The following is a 15,369-nucleotide window of genomic DNA, read 5'->3' as shown; positions in this document are numbered from 1 at the left end:
TAGAGTTGGCTTACAGCTTCGAGCAGTATTTCCAGGTCGAAATACCCGATGCCGTATCTGAGAAGCTTTATACGGTCGGCGATGTAGCTCTTTGGTTCAGCCAGCAGCTGGGGGTAGCGGGGCGGCAGTCGGCAGGCAGTGGCCACACAGCTCATGCTGTCGCTACCGCCCGGCGCTGCTGAAACCATGCTGCTGCGCCACTTGCTGCCAGATGCGGCGGCGCTGAAAACCTACTGTTACACCCTGCGCGACCACTCTGGGCTGGTAATGCCGCCGCTATCGGCATTGCCTGCCGTGCCGGCTACCCCGTCGCTGTGGGAGCGCCTAAGCGGCCGCCAATTGCCTGGTGTTCCGCATTGGAGCACCCAGACGCTGGCCGAGCTAATCAACTGGGTAGTAGCTGCCAACTACGAAAAGCTACTGGTGCCGCCGCTGGCCAGCCACTACGAAGTGGCGCAGGCAATTATCGGCATCACAAGCTATTCGTCGGGGGTAGGCGTGGAAGAAATAACGTTGCAAAGCAGCTTCGTCAATGACCTGGGCATGGATTAAACCGCTCGCCGCGCGCGCGCTGCGCCGGCAACGGGGTGCCTTTAGCAGCGGCGCAAAAGCCCATCGTGCTCAGCACGATGGGCTTTTTTAGCGCCGGGTTTTCGGCCCTTTCCCGCGCTGGGCCGTAATTTGCCCGCATGAAGCCCGCCACGCCCCTCGTTTTGCTGGAATGCCTTGTTGCCGGCACTTCCCACCGCCCCGAACTTCCTGCCCAGGAAAAAAAGCTGAAAGTTGGCCAGGTACTGCGCCTCGTGCGCGAAGCCGACAGCAAGTACGACGACTGGGCTGTGCAGGTGCACTCGGGCGCCGCCGATGACAAAGCCAACTACTGGCTCGGCTACCTGCCCGAAACCCGCAACGAAACCGTGGCCCGCCTCCTCGACGCCGGCTACCCCCTCACCGCCCGCCTCGCCCACAAAGCCTGGGAAGACGACTGGCTGCACCTCGAAATAGAGGTGCTATGGGCCGATAAGGTATCATAGCTAAAGCGTTATGGACCAGCTAGCTGCGCAGCTCGACCGCATTAAAGCCAAATTGCCGCTCGCGCGTGCGGCCGATGAAAACCTAAAGCTATTCGGGGCTCGCAGCCACCGCTACCAGCTCGAAAGCCCGATTGCGGAAGCCGAGCTGCAAGATATGGAGGCCTGCTACGGCATCCAATTGCCCGAGCCGTACCGCCGCTTTCTGGGCGAGGTGGGCAACGGCGGCGCGGGGCCGGCGCACGGTATCTATGGGTTGGGCGAAGGCCTGGATGAACTGAGTAATGACCAGGACCTGTACCTGCGGCAGCCCTGCCGCCTAAATCCGGCCATGACGCTGGCGCAGTGGCAGGAGCTGACCCGCCCCGTTGATGAGAACGACGAAATATCGGACGAAGATTTTGACCGGGTAACGGGCGAGATGTACGCCGGCCTGCTGCCCGTTGGCACGCGGGGCTGCATGATAACGAATGCCCTCATACTGAACGGCCCATTTGTCGGGCGGGTCGTGATTACCAACTCAGAACGCGAGATACCCTATTTCTGCAAAGGGGCCACGTTTTTAGACTGGTATGAGCTTTGGCTCGATGAGGTAGCCGCCCGCGCCTTATAGTGATGTGAGGGCAATTTGTTGATTTACAACCAAGTCGGAGCGGTGGCGACGTTGCCGCACATGCTTCCAGCCACTATTAAATTCACTGCGCGAAAGCTAAAAAAGCGGGAGCCACTTGGCCACAAGGGTCTTGCGATGTTGTTAGCTAATAATACTGGCAAAATGCGCCGCATTGCCAGTATTATTTGCCAGCGCCCGGCACAAACGCCGCGTCGGCGGTGTTACCTTTCGACACGTTAACCACTTCCCTCTACCATGCGCGAAGCCTATCTCACTGGCGGCAACGAAAACTTTGATGCTACCGACAAGGATATCGACAAGGCCCTGCGCCCGCTGAGTTTCGACGACTTCACGGGCCAGGAAAAAATCCTCGAAAATCTCAAGGTGTTCGTTGCCGCTGCCAAGCAGCGCGGCGATGCCCTCGACCACGTACTGCTGCACGGCCCTCCTGGACTGGGCAAAACCACGCTCTCGCACATCATCGCCAACGAGTTGGAGGCGGGCATTAAAATGACCAGCGGGCCGGTGCTCGACAAGCCCAGCGACCTCGCTGGCCTGCTCACCAACCTGGAGCCGCACGACGTGCTCTTCATCGACGAAATCCACCGCCTCAATCCGGTGGTAGAAGAGTACCTCTACTCGGCGATGGAGGACTACCGCATCGACATCATGCTTGACTCGGGCCCCAACGCCCGCTCGGTGCAGATTTCGCTGTCACCTTTCACCCTTATTGGGGCTACTACGCGCTCGGGTATGCTCACGGCCCCGCTGCGGGCCCGCTTCGGCATCTCGGCCCGCCTGGAGTATTATGATTCCAAGTTGCTTACTACCATCGTGTTGCGCTCAGCCGAAATATTACAAACGCCCATTCACGAGGATGCGGCCTACGAAATTGCCCGCCGTTCGCGGGGCACGCCCCGCATTGCCAATAACCTGCTGCGCCGCACCCGCGACTTTGCCCAAATTAAGGGCAACGGCACCATCACGGTCGAAATCGCGCAGTTTGCTCTCAACGCCCTAGATGTAGATGCCCGCGGCCTCGACGATATGGACAAGCGCATTCTCACTACCATTATCGACAAGTTTAAGGGTGGCCCGGTGGGCATCAGCACCATCGCCACGGCCTGCGGCGAAGAGGGCGAAACCATTGAGGAAGTGTACGAACCCTTCCTTATCCAGGAAGGCTACATCAAGCGCACGGCGCGCGGCCGTGAGGCCACCGAGGCCGCCTACCAGCACCTGGGCCGTCTGCTGCCCAATCACTTACGCGGCAACAACGGCGACCTGTTCGGTGAGATTACGTCGTAGAGCTGCTGCGAGTCCGCGCGTAGGAACGCCTGGCTGCCATCACGCGCGGACTCGCAACGTCCACGCTACACCCAAACTGAACGCGCCGCTACTAGCGGCGCGTTCTTCGTTTCTTCGTGGTTCAATTGCCCCAGAAACTATGCTTCTACACGCCGAATGGACGCCCTATATCAAGCGCCGGGCCGCCGAACTGGGCTTTATGGCCTGCGGTATCTCCCAAGCCGGATTTTTGGAAGAAGAAGCGCCGCGCCTCGAAAACTGGCTCAAAAAGGGGATGCACGGCCAAATGACCTGGATGGAAAACCACTTCGACAAGCGCCTCGACCCACGCTTGCTCGTAGAGGGGGCCAAGTCGGTTATCTCGCTGCTGCTCAACTACTACCCGCCCGAAGAAGCACAGCAGCCCGATGATACGCTGAAAATCAGCAAGTATGCCTATGGGCGTGACTACCACTTTGTTATCAAAGACAAGCTCAAGACCTTGCTGGCCGATATGCAGGCTAACATCGGGGAGGTGGGTGGGCGCTGCTTCGTCGATTCGGCCCCGGTAATGGACAAGGCCTGGGCTAAGAAAAGCGGCCTGGGCTGGGTGGGCAAAAACTCCAACCTCATCTCGCCCAAGTCAGGCTCGTTCTACTTCATTGCCGAACTGATTGTGGATGTGGAGCTGGACTACGACGGCGCTATTCGGGACTATTGCGGCACCTGCACCAAGTGCCTCGACGCCTGCCCCACGCAGGCCATTACGGAGCCCTACGTGGTCGATGGCAGCAAGTGCATCAGCTACTTCACCATTGAGCTGAAGGACCAGCTGATACCCCAAAACGTGGCCGGGCAGTTCGGCAACTGGGTGTTTGGCTGCGATATCTGCCAGGACGTATGCCCCTGGAACCGATTTTCGAAGCCTACACAAGAGCCTCAATTTCAGGCCCATGCGGAGCTGAATAAACTGTCAGTGAGCGACTGGCAGGAGATAACCCACGAAGTTTTTCAGGCCTTATTCAAGCAGTCGCCCCTCAAGCGCACGGGCTACGAGGGGTTGAAGCGCAACATCCGGTTTGTGACCGGGCAGAGCCAGCTAGCTACCGGCCGCGAGGCGGGGCAGGGTGCTGTACTGGATAAAAACGCGCTTGAGCACCCGGCGGTAGAGCCGGGCAAACTTCTGGTAGCACCAAGTTTTGAAGCCGGCCAAGTCGTCGGGTAAAATTTGTTGCAGGGCTTTGCGCAACTCCTTTTCGAAAAGCGCTTTGCTGAAACTCACTTTCAGCAATATCATTTTCACGTAGTCTAACATAGCGGGTGGGTGGGGTAGTGAGCGAGTGCCGCGAGCGCAGCCAATATAGTACGCAATGCGCTGCAAACGGTTGCGGTGTTTTGAACAGGTTTTTGCCACCTGTTACGGCCATTTCAGGCCAGGTTTATCACGTTGAGCTTCGAGCCGGTAGCCAGAAAATTATTGGCGGCGGCGGCTACTTGGGCAGGAGTTTGGGCGCGTTCCAAGCTCGTCCCCTCGGTGAGGGTTACCACGTCGTTGGCCACGAAGGAATTGGGCGTAAGCAGGTCGCGGACCAGGGCCGCGTGGCGGGCTTTTACCGATACTATTTTGGCGGCCAGCAGCAAATAGGCGGGTACGGTAAAAAAGCGCGCTACGCCGTTGTAAGCCGCTACTGCCAAGTCTTCGAGCTGCGCCGCGGTACGCAGTATGTCTTGGCGGCTGCTGAAATTCACCGCGCTGAAATCTGCGGTCAGCGCCTGAATGGGAGCGGCTTTGCCCTGGATAATCGTGGCTTTGAGCAAGTCAACATAAATGCGCTGGTGCAAGGCCAGGGCTGCAAAGACTTGTTGCTCGGCACTACCCACCGCCAGGTTACCGAAGTAGGCTCCGGCTAGCACTTGGGCGTAGAAAGCTGCCTGTAGCTGTTCCTGGGCGTAAGCAAAGTTGAGCGCGCCGCCATCGGCGCTGCCAATGTTCACGGTGCCTGGCACCTCGTTATGTTTGGAGCAGCTGGCCAGGGTTAGCGTGGCGGCCACCGCCCCGGCGTACTTCACGAATGAGCGCCGCCCGGCATTGGGCAGGTGCGGTATGTAGTCGGCCGCAGCTAGTGGCGCAGCCGAAGAAGGAATAAGCATAAAACTAAAATAGAATAGAACATAAAAGTACGCCTTGCTTGGGTCCTACCCCACTTGTCGGTATTGGTATCGGCCAGTTACTGAGCAGCGCCAAGCGCAAAAAAAAACGTCGACCCCCGCATTGGGAGTCGACGTTTTATATGACAATTGCTTAGAAGCTATTGTTTTAACTACGCTCCTATGAGGGGCGTAGCCAATGCCAGTGTTTCCGGCTTGGTAAGGATTTCATCGAAAGAAGCAGCTACATCGGCGGCCGTGTACGTTACGCCGGGGGTGATGATACCGGCCGTCGTCAGGTTGAAGCCAGCCTGCGTCACATTGCTCTCGGGGGTAGCACCCTTGTAGTTATCAGCACCATCCAAGTCGCCACTGCCACTAATCCAGGCAGTCTGCATACGCATGGTGCGGATGTGAGCTGCGTGACGTGCTTCTACCGAGTGAATGCGCAGGGCAGACTCCAGGGGGTTGATAGTGCCCACGCCCGGAATGTTAACATCGGCAATGCCTTGTAGGTCAGTGGCGCGGCCTTTGTAGGCACGAACACCGGTGTCTTCCAGCAACTGCGCTATTTCTAGCTGTTTTGCAAACGAAGTCAAGGTAGCGAAGGTCGTAGTCTTAAAAGTAACACCAGCTGCGGGGGTACCACCAATGCCCTTAACAACCGTGGTCAGCAAGGATACGTGCGAGGCTTCGTGCTTGGCAATTTGGTTGATAGCAGCCTGGTCGGCCGCCGAAGCAGTGGCGAAGAAGGGCGAAGCCTGCATCTTCTTGTAGAAGTCCGACTCCAACAACTCCAGCGTTAAGGCGTAGTTGAAAATCTCTACTGGGTCGCCGGCATTAGTGCCTGCGTAAGCCTTCTGAAACATAGAGGCCAGCAGTACGGGGGTAGCGGCCATTGCTGAGCGCTTAGCTACCGTGCCGAGCGAGGAGAACACCGCGCGGCGCGGGTTGAGGCGGTCGAGGACATCGGGGTCAACTTCGGCCAGCTGGGTAAGGATATTGAGGAAATTCATGACGATGAGTTACTTATCTAGAGAGAAAGAATTACTTGCCTACCTGGCTGGCATCGATAGTCTGCTTGATGTACTTCTGCGCAGCCGTGATAACGGCAACCGGCGTCATGGACATATCAAGGCCAGAATCTTTGTCAACCTGGTCATCGGCGGCAAACGAGCCGGGCATAATCAGGTCACGGATATAGGCAGCGTGGCGGGCTTCTACCGACACAATTTTACCAGCCAGCGTGAGGTAAGCATCCCCACCGGCACCAGCCGTGATGAGCTTGCCAGCGCCATTGTAGGCAGCTACCCCCAGGTCCTCGAACGACTTGGCTGCGCCCAATACCGAGGCACGCTTGGTGAAGTCGATAGAACTGAAGTCAGGAGTCAGGTCCATTATCGGCGTGCCCTTGGCTACATTAACAATGGCCGCCTTAAAGAAGTCGCGGTGAATAGCCTCGTGGGCTGCTACCTGCGTGAAGTATTTCAACTCGATAGCAGCGAAGTCGGTAGCCGGGGTTTTAACTACCTGGGCATAGAATGCGGCTTCAAGCTGCTCCAGCGAGTAAGCATACTGCAATACGCTGAGGTTGCCATTGCCCAGGCTCACCGAGCCAGCAGGCGCTGGGTTGTTGTTGTCGTCCTTCTTGCAACCAGCTAGCACCAGCGCGGTAGCACCAGCGGTAGCGCCAGCGTACATGAAGAACGAGCGGCGCTTGATGGGCGCGTACAGCGGCTTATCTACTTGCGGCTCTTGCTGCAAATCAGAGATTTGGTTAGATGACATAAGAAAAAAGAAAAAAGGGAAAAAGAAATTCAAATAGGTTTTGCGCTACTTTGAGCCTCATACGGCCCGCTATACCGTTTAGGTTACCCTATCACACTAGTTATTAGAGAATAACTGCCGCTTAGGTTGCCAAACAGGCCGGTAGAGTTAGGCGCACGCGAAAGCGCCACCCTCCATAATACGGAGAGTAGCGCCTACCTGGATTTCGGAAATCCGAAACTTTAGTTGAATAAACCTAGCGCAATGCCCGCTGCGGAGCAAAAGCTGCGGGCAATTGCCCGGGCGGTTACGGTGCCAAGCGGCTCCTTGGCTTCTTCGAAAACTAGCTAAACAGGCCTTTGGCCTTGCCCGCTTGCGAAGTGAACAGCAAGGCAATGCTCCTGACAGTGGTTGCGCCGAGTGGTTCGGCAAGAGCTTCCGAAACTGCTGCGGCCGTGTAGGCGCTGTTAAGGCTGGTCAGGTTTACGCCAGCTTGCGAAACGTTATCATCGCCAGGGTAATACGTGTCGGCTGCCTTTGGGTCGGCACCCGTAGCTGGTGCACCGGGGCCATATACTTTGCTGGCTGGCTGGCTACCATCCGGGGCCGTAGGGCCACCGTTATCAACGAGGCTAATCCAGCTTTTGGGAGCGGCATTATAGGGCGCTACGGCCGGGCACCAGCCGAGCCGAGCGAGTTGGCTAACACGGCACGCCGTACAGTGCGGAAGTGCAAGTTGTGGCGCACCTCTACCGAGTAAACATTAAGGGTAGCCTCCAAAATATCTTTAGTAGCGGTAGTATTCAATACCGGGGCACCGCCGCTATAGGCACGCTGGCCGGTGTCGGAAAAAGCCTGGCCAGCCGCAAAAAACAAGGTACCATTGGGGTTGCCTGCTGCGCCAGAGATAAGCGCGTGTTTCAGGGGGCTGTTGCCCGAGCCGCTGCCCCCTGAGTAGTCAAAGTCAGCAACGAGGTGAGGCGCTGCCGAGCCCAGTACCACACGCAGTGCATTGATATGCAGTAGGCTTAAGCATACCGAACGAGCCGATTTTCACTCAATTAATTGAGTATTAAGCAGCGTTTCAACTTGGATAGCAAAGGTAATAAAGCCTAAAAAAGGCTGCCGCATGGCAGCCTTTTTTAGGTACTGAGGAGATTAGGGCGGAGCGTTGCTGGGGCGAGGGTACTGTACCAGGCCCTGCTCGCGATTCAGCGAGCAATAACTATCTGATAAACAAAAACTTGATAAGCGTAACGTCCAGGAGGGAAGTGGTGGTGTCAACCCAGGTAAAGAGTCAGTCTTACCTAGTAGCGCAAGAAAGCGTGGGCTAAGCCGCTGTTGGTGGGGGGCATTTTGACGAACTAAGCTACAAGGCTGCCAGACCCGCCAAAGGCAGCGCGTCACTGGTTGCTGAAAATAAAATAAAAGGAACGGTAGAAGTGAACAACAATGGGAATAGCAACTGAATAATAGTGCTTTTTAGAGGGTGAGCAAGAACCTGTCAGTTTCTGCGAACTTTGCACCCAACCTGGATTTTCTCAGTAAGTAAAAATTTGGCAGTTCGGCAGTGTATAGTGCGAATGGTGTGGGGTGCCTGGCTGCTGGCCGCGGGGCCACTGGGGGCCGGCCGGGCATGGGCCCAGGCCAGCCCGGCGGCGGCGGGCGGCACGGTGGCACTGGTACCACCCGCCGCCAGCGTGCCGCTGGCGGGGCCGTTTACGCTGGCGTTTCGGCTGCGCGGCGCAGCGCTGGCTAGCCACTCCGACTTTCCTGACATGGAGGGTTTTCGCAAGGCCACCATTGTCAATACCACTACTACGCGGCTACTGCCCGGCGGCCAGCGCAGCACCGAGCTAACCGTGGCACAGCGCTACTTCCCCTACACCGAGGGCGACTACGCGGTGCCCGCCTTCGTGCTCACTGTGAACGGGCAGGTGCTGCGCAGCCCCGCCGGCCGGGTGCACGTGGGCGGGGCTGCGCAGGCCCCCGATGCCAGCGCTGCTGGCCCCGGCACCGCGCCGCCCGACGTGGCCAGCGGCTCGCTCGACCAGCTGCTGGGTAAGCCCAAGCCCGCGTATTTCTACGAGCCGCCCGATGCGGGCGCGCTGGCCCTGGAGGCCGACCACGACCGCGTGTTTGTGGGTCAGGGCGTGCGGGTAAACCTGTATTTCTACCTCAGGCCCGCCGACCAGGCGGTGCTCAATTTCTATGATTTCAACAACCAGCTAACCGAGCTGCTGCGCCGGCTACGCCAGCCCACCACCTGGGAAGTGCCCGCCGCCGACCCCTCGGTGCTGCCCGATACCGTGCGCGCCGCCACTGGCGAGGTGCGGCTGCGGTTCCGGCTGGCTACCCACACCTACTACCCGCTCACGCAGGCAGCGCTGCAATTTCCGGCCTTGCAGCTCACGCTCACCAAATTTAAGCTACTCAAAAAGCCCCAGCCCGGCGACACCGAGCGCCTGGCCATGTACAAAACCTACACCGCCCCAGCCTTGCGCGTGGCCGTGCGCCCGCTGCCCCCGCCGGGCGCGGCCGTGGTGGGTGAGTACGCCCTGCAAGAGGGCGTGAGTGGCACGCGTTTCCGCACGGGCGAGGCGTTTACCTATACGTTTGGGGTGGAGGGGCGCGGCAATGCCTCGGCGCTGGTGCTGCCTGCGCCGCGGCCCCACGCCGGGCTAAAAGTATACGGCCCCGATATCCGGGAAGAGCAGTTGCCCGATGGGCGCTTCCGCAAGAGCTTCCGGTACCGGTTGGTGGTGCAGCGGCCCGGTACGCTGGCGTTTGACAGCCTGGTGCGGCTGCCGTTTTTCGACCCCGTGGCCGCCCGCTACGACACCCTGCGCCCCGAGCTGCGCGTGGTGGTGAGCGGTGCCGAAAAAGCCGTGGCCGCCGCCAGCCCGGCCGACGACCCTTTCTACGGCCCCGCCCTAGCCCGCGCCGATACCCAGCTGCAACCCCTCAACATGTACCACCAGGTGGGCCGCTACGCCACCTTGTTGGTAGCCCTGCTGCTGGGCGTGGCCGCCGTGGGCTGGTGGCGGGCGCGGTAACTTTGGTTTTTGGCTGGCAGCTTTTAGCTGGCAGCTTTTTTTAGGTATTGACCGACTCTGCAATACGTTGAGTGGCAAGGTGAAACCAAACGAACAGTGTATTCTCTGCAACTCATTATTAATCAAAATAAAAGCTAACAGCTAGTAGCTAAAAGCTAACAGCCCAAAATAGTATGTCAAATAGTTTCGGAACGCTTTTTCGCATCACCACCTTCGGCGAGTCGCATGGGGTGGGCATTGGGGTAATTATTGATGGCTGCCCGGCGGGGTTGGCCCTCGACCCGGCCGATATTCAGCGTGCCCTCGACCGGCGGCGGCCGGGGCAGTCGGCCCTCACCACGCCGCGCCAGGAGGCCGACCGCGTGCAGCTGCAATCGGGTGTTTTTGAGGGGGTTACTACGGGCACGCCCATCAGCCTGTTCATTCCCAACGCCGACCAGCGCTCCGACGACTACTCGCACATTGCCGGGGCCTACCGCCCCAGCCACGCCGACTACACCTACGACGCCAAGTATGGCCGCCGCGACCACCGCGGCGGTGGCCGCAGCTCGGCCCGCGAAACAGCCGCCCGCGTGGCCGCCGGGGCCGTGGCCGCCCAGCTGCTGGCCCACTTCGGGGTCGAGGTAAAAGCCTACGTATCGGCCGTGGGCGAGGTAGAGGTGGGCAAAAGCTACGAAGAAATGGACCTCAGCCTCATCGACAGCAACCCCGTGCGCTGCCCCGACCCCGCCGCTGCGGCTCTCATGGAAACCCGCATTCGGGCTGCCCAAGCTGCCCAAGATACCGTGGGCGGCGTGGTAACCGGCGTGGCCACCGGCCTGCCGCCCGGCCTTGGCGAGCCCGTGTTCGATAAGCTGCCCGCGGTGCTGGGCCACGCGCTGCTCAGCATCAATGCCGTGAAGGGCTTCGAGTTTGGCTCCGGCTTTGAGGGTACCAAGCTGCCGGGCTCGCAGCACAACGACCAGTTTTACACCGATGAGGCCGGCCGCGTGCGCACCCGCACCAACCACAGTGGCGGTAGCCAGGGCGGCATCAGCAACGGCCAGGACGTGTTTTTCCGGGTGGCGTTCAAGCCGGTGGCTACCATTCTGCAAACCCAGCAAACCATCAATCAGGCTGGCGAAACCGTGGCGCTGGCTGGCCGCGGCCGGCACGATGCCTGCGTGCTGCCCCGCGCCGTGCCCATTGTGGAGGCCATGACCCAGCTCGTGCTGGCCGACCTGCTGCTGCGCGCGCGGGCCAACCAGCTGTAGCTTGCGCCCAAACGGGGCAGCCTTTCGGGCGGGCATCAGCAGCCCTCAAACTTGCCATGAACTACGAAATAATCCGTGACGAAGGGCAGCTACGCGAATTCATCGCTTGGCTGCCCGACCTGGAAGCAGACGAAACCTATTTGCTGTGTTTACTGGCCCGTAAAAAATACGCTCCCCCCGGCGCGGCGCTCCGCGACGACAAGGCGCAGCTGAAGCGCGTGACTGCTACCAAGGAAAGCCTGCTGCAAAAAATCAGGCAGATGGAGGGGGCAATTGGGTCGTACGTGTTCAAGGGTGGCCCGGTGCCGCAGGAAGCCTTGGCGCTCTACATCACCCTCAACCCGCGCTCCCTTACCATAGCCGCCCGGCAGCTGCTTATCGAGTTGGCGCACCGCATCACGCAGCCCTACAACGGGTACAATCCCCAGTCGCTGGCCCTCACCGAAATCCAGAAAGCCGCCGGCCGCAAGCCCTATTTCGACTTCGACCTGGATGGGGTTGGTCCCGCAGAGGTGCTGGCCGCCGTGCGGGGCAATATCAACCTGGATGCGCTCACCGTGCTGCTCACTCGGGGCGGCCTGCACGTGCTGGTTGAAGTAGGCCGAATTCAGGAGGCTTACCGCAAGAACTGGTACCAGACCATGCAGGCGCTACCGGGCTGCGATGTGCGCGGCGACAACCTGATTCCGGTGCCCGGCTGCACGCAAGGCGGCTTTACCCCCAGCTTCCTACCGGCCTGGGCCTGAGGTATCGCTTGGCCGACCTGCTGCATGCGCACGCCACCCAGCTTTAGAACCAAGTAACCAATTTGTTGTTGTTGGTGTCTAGTTTAGAATGAATCCAGAATGCCGGGCTTACCCAGCCCGCACCTAAGTACCCTCCACGCTAACTACCTATTCTTATGGCTGCTGTTTCCATCTACGCCGAGGCGTCGCCCAACCCCGAGAGCATGAAATTCGTGCTCAACTCCACCCTGCTGCCCGATGGCGTGAGCGTGGACTACCCCAACGTGGAGGCGGCCCTCAACTCGCCCATCGCCCAGGAGCTGTTTGGCTTCGACTACGTGGGCCGGGTGTTCATTGCCCAAAACTTCGTCACCATCACCAAAACGCAGCCCGAGCTGGGCTGGACCAGCATCATTCCCGAGCTGCGCCAGTTTATTAAGAGCTATGTAGAGGCTGGGGGCCAGCTATTTACCGTGGACCCCGCCGCCGAGCAAAAGGCCGCCCAGGCTGCCAGCGCCGGCGACCCCACCCAGCAGGACGGCTTCACGAGCCAGAAAATTATCGACCTGCTCGACAATTACGTGCGCCCCGCCGTGGAGCAGGACGGTGGCAACATCACCTTCAAAAGCTTCCGCGACGGTATCGTGACCGTGAACCTGCAAGGCTCGTGCTCGGGCTGCCCCTCGGCTACGGTTACGCTCAAGTCGGGTATCGAAAACCTGCTCAAGCGCATGGTACCCGAGGTGCAGAGCGTGGTTGCCGAAGGCATCACGGTGTAATGGGTAGTTTCCGTTTAGCGATACAGGAAAGGCCGGGTAATCCCCGGCCTTTTTCTATGCTCTTATAGTTGATTTTCCCTTTCCTTTCTTATGTCAGAAACCTTACTCGCTCCCGCTGAAATTTTGCCCGCGCCCCCGGCTTACCCCACAATCACCGAGAGTTGGGGAGCCGTGGGGTGGTACCTGTTGGCCACGCTGCTGCTGGGTATTCCGGCGATGTTGGTAGCTGGTAGGACCGCCGGCCTGGCCCGGCTGGTGGCCGTGGCCAGTGCGGCGAGCTTAGGGCTCACCATCTGGTGGTTGCGGCGGCGGGCCGGGCCAGCCCGCTGGCACATGAGCGCCCTGCGGGGGCCGGGCGAAAAGTGGGGCTGGTACGCGTTGCTGCCCCTGCTGGTGCTGCTGCAAGGTATTTTGCTAAGCCCGCTGCACCTGCTGCACTTACCCAATTGGACGTCTGGCACGTTCAAGGAAATAGCTCATTATCCGGTATTTGCCTTCTTGTTTGGCTGCGTGGCGGCCCCGGTGTTCGAGGAGCTGCTGTTTCGGGGCATCTTGCTAAATGGCCTGCTGCGCAACTACTCGCCGGCGGTGGCCATTGGGCAGTCGGCCCTGCTGTTTGGCGTTTTCCACTTCAACCCCGCCCAAAGCCTTAATGCCGCCTTGATGGGCCTGCTCCTGGGCTGGCTGTACTACCAAACGCGCGCACTGGGTATGTGCATCGGCTTGCACGCGCTCAATAACTTGCTGGCTTTTAGCGCGATGAACTCTCCGCGCTTGGAGAATACGCCGGAGCTATCGCAAAGCATGGGCGGGGTCTGGTACCTAGTAGTTCTGGTGGTTGCTGCCCTGGCGCTGGCCGGCTGCCTGTGGTGGCTGCGCCGGCTGGCTGCGGGGATGGGTTTATCTAGGTAAAATTTTGATTAGCAGATAGTTATAGTATAAGCTAACAAAAAGATTCCGCCCGCTACTAAGTAGCGGGCGGAATCTTTTTGTTAGAGGACAAGATACTAGTAGCCAGGGTTTTGCGGTAGGCCCCAGGTCTGCGAGTCAACAAGGTCGATGGGTAGCAGCGGGAAGGGGTTCACGCTGGTTTCGGTGGCAATGTGGGTGAGGCAGCGGGCCCGCACGTTATTGGACGCATCGCTGGGCAACGTGCCCAGGTAGCGACCGGTGCGCACCAGGTCCCAGTAGCGCAGGGTTTCTTCTGCCAGCTCTACGCGGCGCTCGTGCCAGACGGCGTCGAGCAGGGTCTGGCCCGCGAGGCTGGCGTTGAGGTCGGGTAGCGTACCGGCCGGCGCGTTGGTGGGTTCGTAGGCAGTAGAACCCAGGACGGTGCCCGGCGGCTTAGTTGACATGCGAGCGCGGGCACGCACTTGGTTTACGAGGGCGATGGCTTCGCCATTCTTACCGAGCCGGGCCGCGGCTTCAGCCTTCATCAGCAACACGTCGGCGTAGCGCATCTTGCGGATGTTCTGGCCGCTGGCCTTGTTCTGGGGCGGGGGAATGATGGCTACTTTGCGGCTCAGGTAGCCCGTGTCGTTCTCAGAGAGGTCAATCTTGTTCGGTACCCCCAGCGCAATATCCTGGTCCTTAATAAAGGTCACGAGTTGGCGCGGGTCATTGGGCTCAAACTCGTTGAAGAGATTTTTGGTCGGGTTGTTGAAGCCGTAGCCGAAGGTTTTGCGGTTGTTCTGAAACACGTTGTTGGTCGTGCCCGTCTTTATTGGGCCGTAGCCCTCGGGCGAAACGGCAAACTGAATCTCAAAGATAGATTCCGTGCCGTTCTCGGCTATCTCCTGGTGAATGGCCGCGTAGTTCGGCTCCAGGCCGTACTGCCCCGACGTGATAACGGTGCTCGTCGCGTCGTACACGTCCTGCCAGGTGTGGTTGGCGGCGTTCACGGTGCCCAGCTCATACATGATAACGCGGGCCAAATAGGCGTTGGCCGCGCCCTTGGTTACGCGACCCAGGTCGGTGGCGGCGTAGGCCTTCTTCTCGGGCAGCAGGGCGGCGGCGGCCTTCAGGTCTTTCTCAATAAAAGCGTAGGTTTCGGCAATGCTAGCGCGCTTTACGTTGGCAGCATCGCCCGGCTGCACGGCTTGCTCAAACAGCGGCACGCCCCCAAACAGCCGCACCAGGTAGAAGTAGTTGTAGGCCCGAAAGAACAGCGCCTCGCCCTTCAGCCGGCTTTTGAGCGCATCGTCGATGGTGCCGCCATCCACGCTGTTAATGACCGTGTTGGCGCGGCCAATGCCCGTGAAGCTATGCGACCAGAGCGTGGCCGTGATGGCGTTGGAAGGCGTTGTGCTCCATTGTTTCAGGTCCTGCACCTGCGTAAAGTCGCTGGGCTGGCTACCCTTTTCGGCATCGTCGCTCATCACATCGCCAAACATCCACTCGTACATGTGCCCGATATAATCGCCGTAGCCCCACTTGGGGCCTTCGTCCCAGGAGGCCGCATCGTAGATGGCGTTCACGGCCTGCACCGCGTTTACGGGGTCCGAAAAGAGGCTACCCTGCGTAGTGGCCCCCAGAGGTTGCTTGTCCAGAAAATTCTTGCAGCCCTGCGATAGCACGACCAAGGCGGTCAGGGCCAGCAAGCGGGCGGGGTGGGTAAGTTTCATGGGTTAATAGCTGATTGTTGATAGTTGGTTGCTGGTTGGGGCCGGAAGAGCCAGCCGCGACTGCCGCGCTGGCTTGTCCCAGGTCC

At 59.6% G+C, this 15,369-nt stretch carries 15 protein-coding genes; 10 read left to right on the top strand and 5 right to left on the bottom strand.

Translation table 11 applies throughout. The features are described from left to right. Positions 1-153: 153 nt before the first annotated feature. The 5 genes from QMK33_RS00700 to queG all read left to right on the top strand — a co-directional run bounded on the left by QMK33_RS00700 (position 154) and on the right by queG (position 4,156). Entirely contained in the window at positions 154-552 is a 399-nt protein-coding gene (locus tag QMK33_RS00700) for an acyl carrier protein (RefSeq protein WP_283562632.1), read from the top strand. A 137-nt stretch (positions 553-689) separates the two neighbouring features. Beyond that, entirely contained in the window at positions 690-1,034 is a 345-nt protein-coding gene (locus tag QMK33_RS00695; RefSeq protein WP_283562631.1) for an HIRAN domain-containing protein, read from the top strand. Between the two features lie 10 nt (positions 1,035-1,044). Further along, positions 1,045-1,644, top strand: a complete 600-nt coding sequence (locus QMK33_RS00690; protein ID WP_283562630.1) for an SMI1/KNR4 family protein — start codon at positions 1,045-1,047, stop codon at positions 1,642-1,644. Between the two features lie 255 nt (positions 1,645-1,899). After that, positions 1,900-2,952 (top strand): Holliday junction branch migration DNA helicase RuvB, encoded by a 1,053-nt coding sequence (gene ruvB, locus QMK33_RS00685; protein WP_283562629.1) that lies wholly within the window; start codon positions 1,900-1,902, stop codon positions 2,950-2,952. Positions 2,953-3,091: 139 nt separating this feature from the next. After that, positions 3,092-4,156, top strand: a complete 1,065-nt coding sequence (queG, locus tag QMK33_RS00680) for a tRNA epoxyqueuosine(34) reductase QueG (protein WP_283562628.1) — start codon at positions 3,092-3,094, stop codon at positions 4,154-4,156. A 203-nt stretch (positions 4,157-4,359) separates the two neighbouring features. Here the strand turns inward: queG and QMK33_RS00675 are convergent, their stop codons facing one another. The 4 genes from QMK33_RS00675 to QMK33_RS23550 form a co-directional block, all read right to left on the bottom strand. Continuing rightward, on the bottom strand, positions 4,360-5,082 hold the full coding sequence (locus QMK33_RS00675) for a ferritin-like domain-containing protein (RefSeq protein WP_283562627.1): 723 nt from the start codon (positions 5,080-5,082) through the stop codon (positions 4,360-4,362). Between the two features lie 170 nt (positions 5,083-5,252). After that, positions 5,253-6,095 (bottom strand): ferritin-like domain-containing protein, encoded by an 843-nt coding sequence (locus QMK33_RS00670; protein WP_283562626.1) that lies wholly within the window; start codon positions 6,093-6,095, stop codon positions 5,253-5,255. 31 nt (positions 6,096-6,126) lie between these two features. Further along, the gene (locus tag QMK33_RS00665; protein WP_283562625.1) at positions 6,127-6,867 is read right to left on the bottom strand and encodes a ferritin-like domain-containing protein; all 741 of its coding nucleotides are present in this window, start codon (positions 6,865-6,867) and stop codon (positions 6,127-6,129) included. Between the two features lie 645 nt (positions 6,868-7,512). Continuing rightward, positions 7,513-7,854, bottom strand: a complete 342-nt coding sequence (locus tag QMK33_RS23550) for a hypothetical protein (protein ID WP_502867038.1) — start codon at positions 7,852-7,854, stop codon at positions 7,513-7,515. 575 nt (positions 7,855-8,429) lie between these two features. Here QMK33_RS23550 and QMK33_RS00660 point away from each other — a divergent pair. From QMK33_RS00660 to QMK33_RS00640, 5 genes are all read left to right on the top strand, one after another. Next, positions 8,430-9,902: a BatD family protein gene (locus QMK33_RS00660; protein WP_283562624.1), complete on the top strand. Its 1,473-nt coding sequence runs from the start codon at positions 8,430-8,432 to the stop codon at positions 9,900-9,902. A gap of 173 nt (positions 9,903-10,075) precedes the next feature. Further along, positions 10,076-11,155 (top strand): chorismate synthase, encoded by a 1,080-nt coding sequence (aroC, locus tag QMK33_RS00655; RefSeq protein WP_283562623.1) that lies wholly within the window; start codon positions 10,076-10,078, stop codon positions 11,153-11,155. Positions 11,156-11,211: 56 nt separating this feature from the next. After that, complete coding sequence (locus tag QMK33_RS00650; RefSeq protein ID WP_283562622.1) at positions 11,212-11,901, top strand: hypothetical protein; 690 nt, start codon at positions 11,212-11,214, stop codon at positions 11,899-11,901. 155 nt (positions 11,902-12,056) lie between these two features. Next, positions 12,057-12,659: a NifU family protein gene (locus tag QMK33_RS00645; protein ID WP_283562621.1), complete on the top strand. Its 603-nt coding sequence runs from the start codon at positions 12,057-12,059 to the stop codon at positions 12,657-12,659. Between the two features lie 90 nt (positions 12,660-12,749). Beyond that, on the top strand, positions 12,750-13,571 hold the full coding sequence (locus QMK33_RS00640) for a CPBP family intramembrane glutamic endopeptidase (protein ID WP_283562620.1): 822 nt from the start codon (positions 12,750-12,752) through the stop codon (positions 13,569-13,571). A gap of 95 nt (positions 13,572-13,666) precedes the next feature. Here the strand turns inward: QMK33_RS00640 and QMK33_RS00635 are convergent, their stop codons facing one another. Next, positions 13,667-15,283, bottom strand: coding sequence for a RagB/SusD family nutrient uptake outer membrane protein (locus tag QMK33_RS00635; protein WP_283562619.1), 1,617 nt, complete (start codon positions 15,281-15,283; stop codon positions 13,667-13,669). Positions 15,284-15,369: the final 86 nt, after the last annotated feature.

The organism is Hymenobacter sp. H14-R3, from assembly GCF_030063445.1.
GTDB lineage: Bacteria > Bacteroidota > Bacteroidia > Cytophagales > Hymenobacteraceae > Hymenobacter.
Note: the sequence above shows the minus strand (reverse complement) of the source record. Positions and strands in the feature narration are given on the sequence as shown.

Coding starts and splice junctions, on each gene's coding strand:
- QMK33_RS00675 (WP_283562627.1), bottom strand. CDS start 5,082: ATGCTTATTCCTTCTTCGGCTGCGCCACTAGCTGCGGCCGACTACATA.
- aroC (WP_283562623.1), top strand. CDS start 10,076: ATGTCAAATAGTTTCGGAACGCTTTTTCGCATCACCACCTTCGGCGAG.
- QMK33_RS00670 (WP_283562626.1), bottom strand. CDS start 6,095: ATGAATTTCCTCAATATCCTTACCCAGCTGGCCGAAGTTGACCCCGAT.
- QMK33_RS00690 (WP_283562630.1), top strand. CDS start 1,045: ATGGACCAGCTAGCTGCGCAGCTCGACCGCATTAAAGCCAAATTGCCG.
- QMK33_RS00635 (WP_283562619.1), bottom strand. CDS start 15,283: ATGAAACTTACCCACCCCGCCCGCTTGCTGGCCCTGACCGCCTTGGTC.
- QMK33_RS00640 (WP_283562620.1), top strand. CDS start 12,750: ATGTCAGAAACCTTACTCGCTCCCGCTGAAATTTTGCCCGCGCCCCCG.
- QMK33_RS00700 (WP_283562632.1), top strand. CDS start 154: ATGCTGTCGCTACCGCCCGGCGCTGCTGAAACCATGCTGCTGCGCCAC.
- QMK33_RS00650 (WP_283562622.1), top strand. CDS start 11,212: ATGAACTACGAAATAATCCGTGACGAAGGGCAGCTACGCGAATTCATC.
- QMK33_RS00665 (WP_283562625.1), bottom strand. CDS start 6,867: ATGTCATCTAACCAAATCTCTGATTTGCAGCAAGAGCCGCAAGTAGAT.
- queG (WP_283562628.1), top strand. CDS start 3,092: ATGCTTCTACACGCCGAATGGACGCCCTATATCAAGCGCCGGGCCGCC.
- QMK33_RS00660 (WP_283562624.1), top strand. CDS start 8,430: ATGGTGTGGGGTGCCTGGCTGCTGGCCGCGGGGCCACTGGGGGCCGGC.
- ruvB (WP_283562629.1), top strand. CDS start 1,900: ATGCGCGAAGCCTATCTCACTGGCGGCAACGAAAACTTTGATGCTACC.
- QMK33_RS00645 (WP_283562621.1), top strand. CDS start 12,057: ATGGCTGCTGTTTCCATCTACGCCGAGGCGTCGCCCAACCCCGAGAGC.
- QMK33_RS00695 (WP_283562631.1), top strand. CDS start 690: ATGAAGCCCGCCACGCCCCTCGTTTTGCTGGAATGCCTTGTTGCCGGC.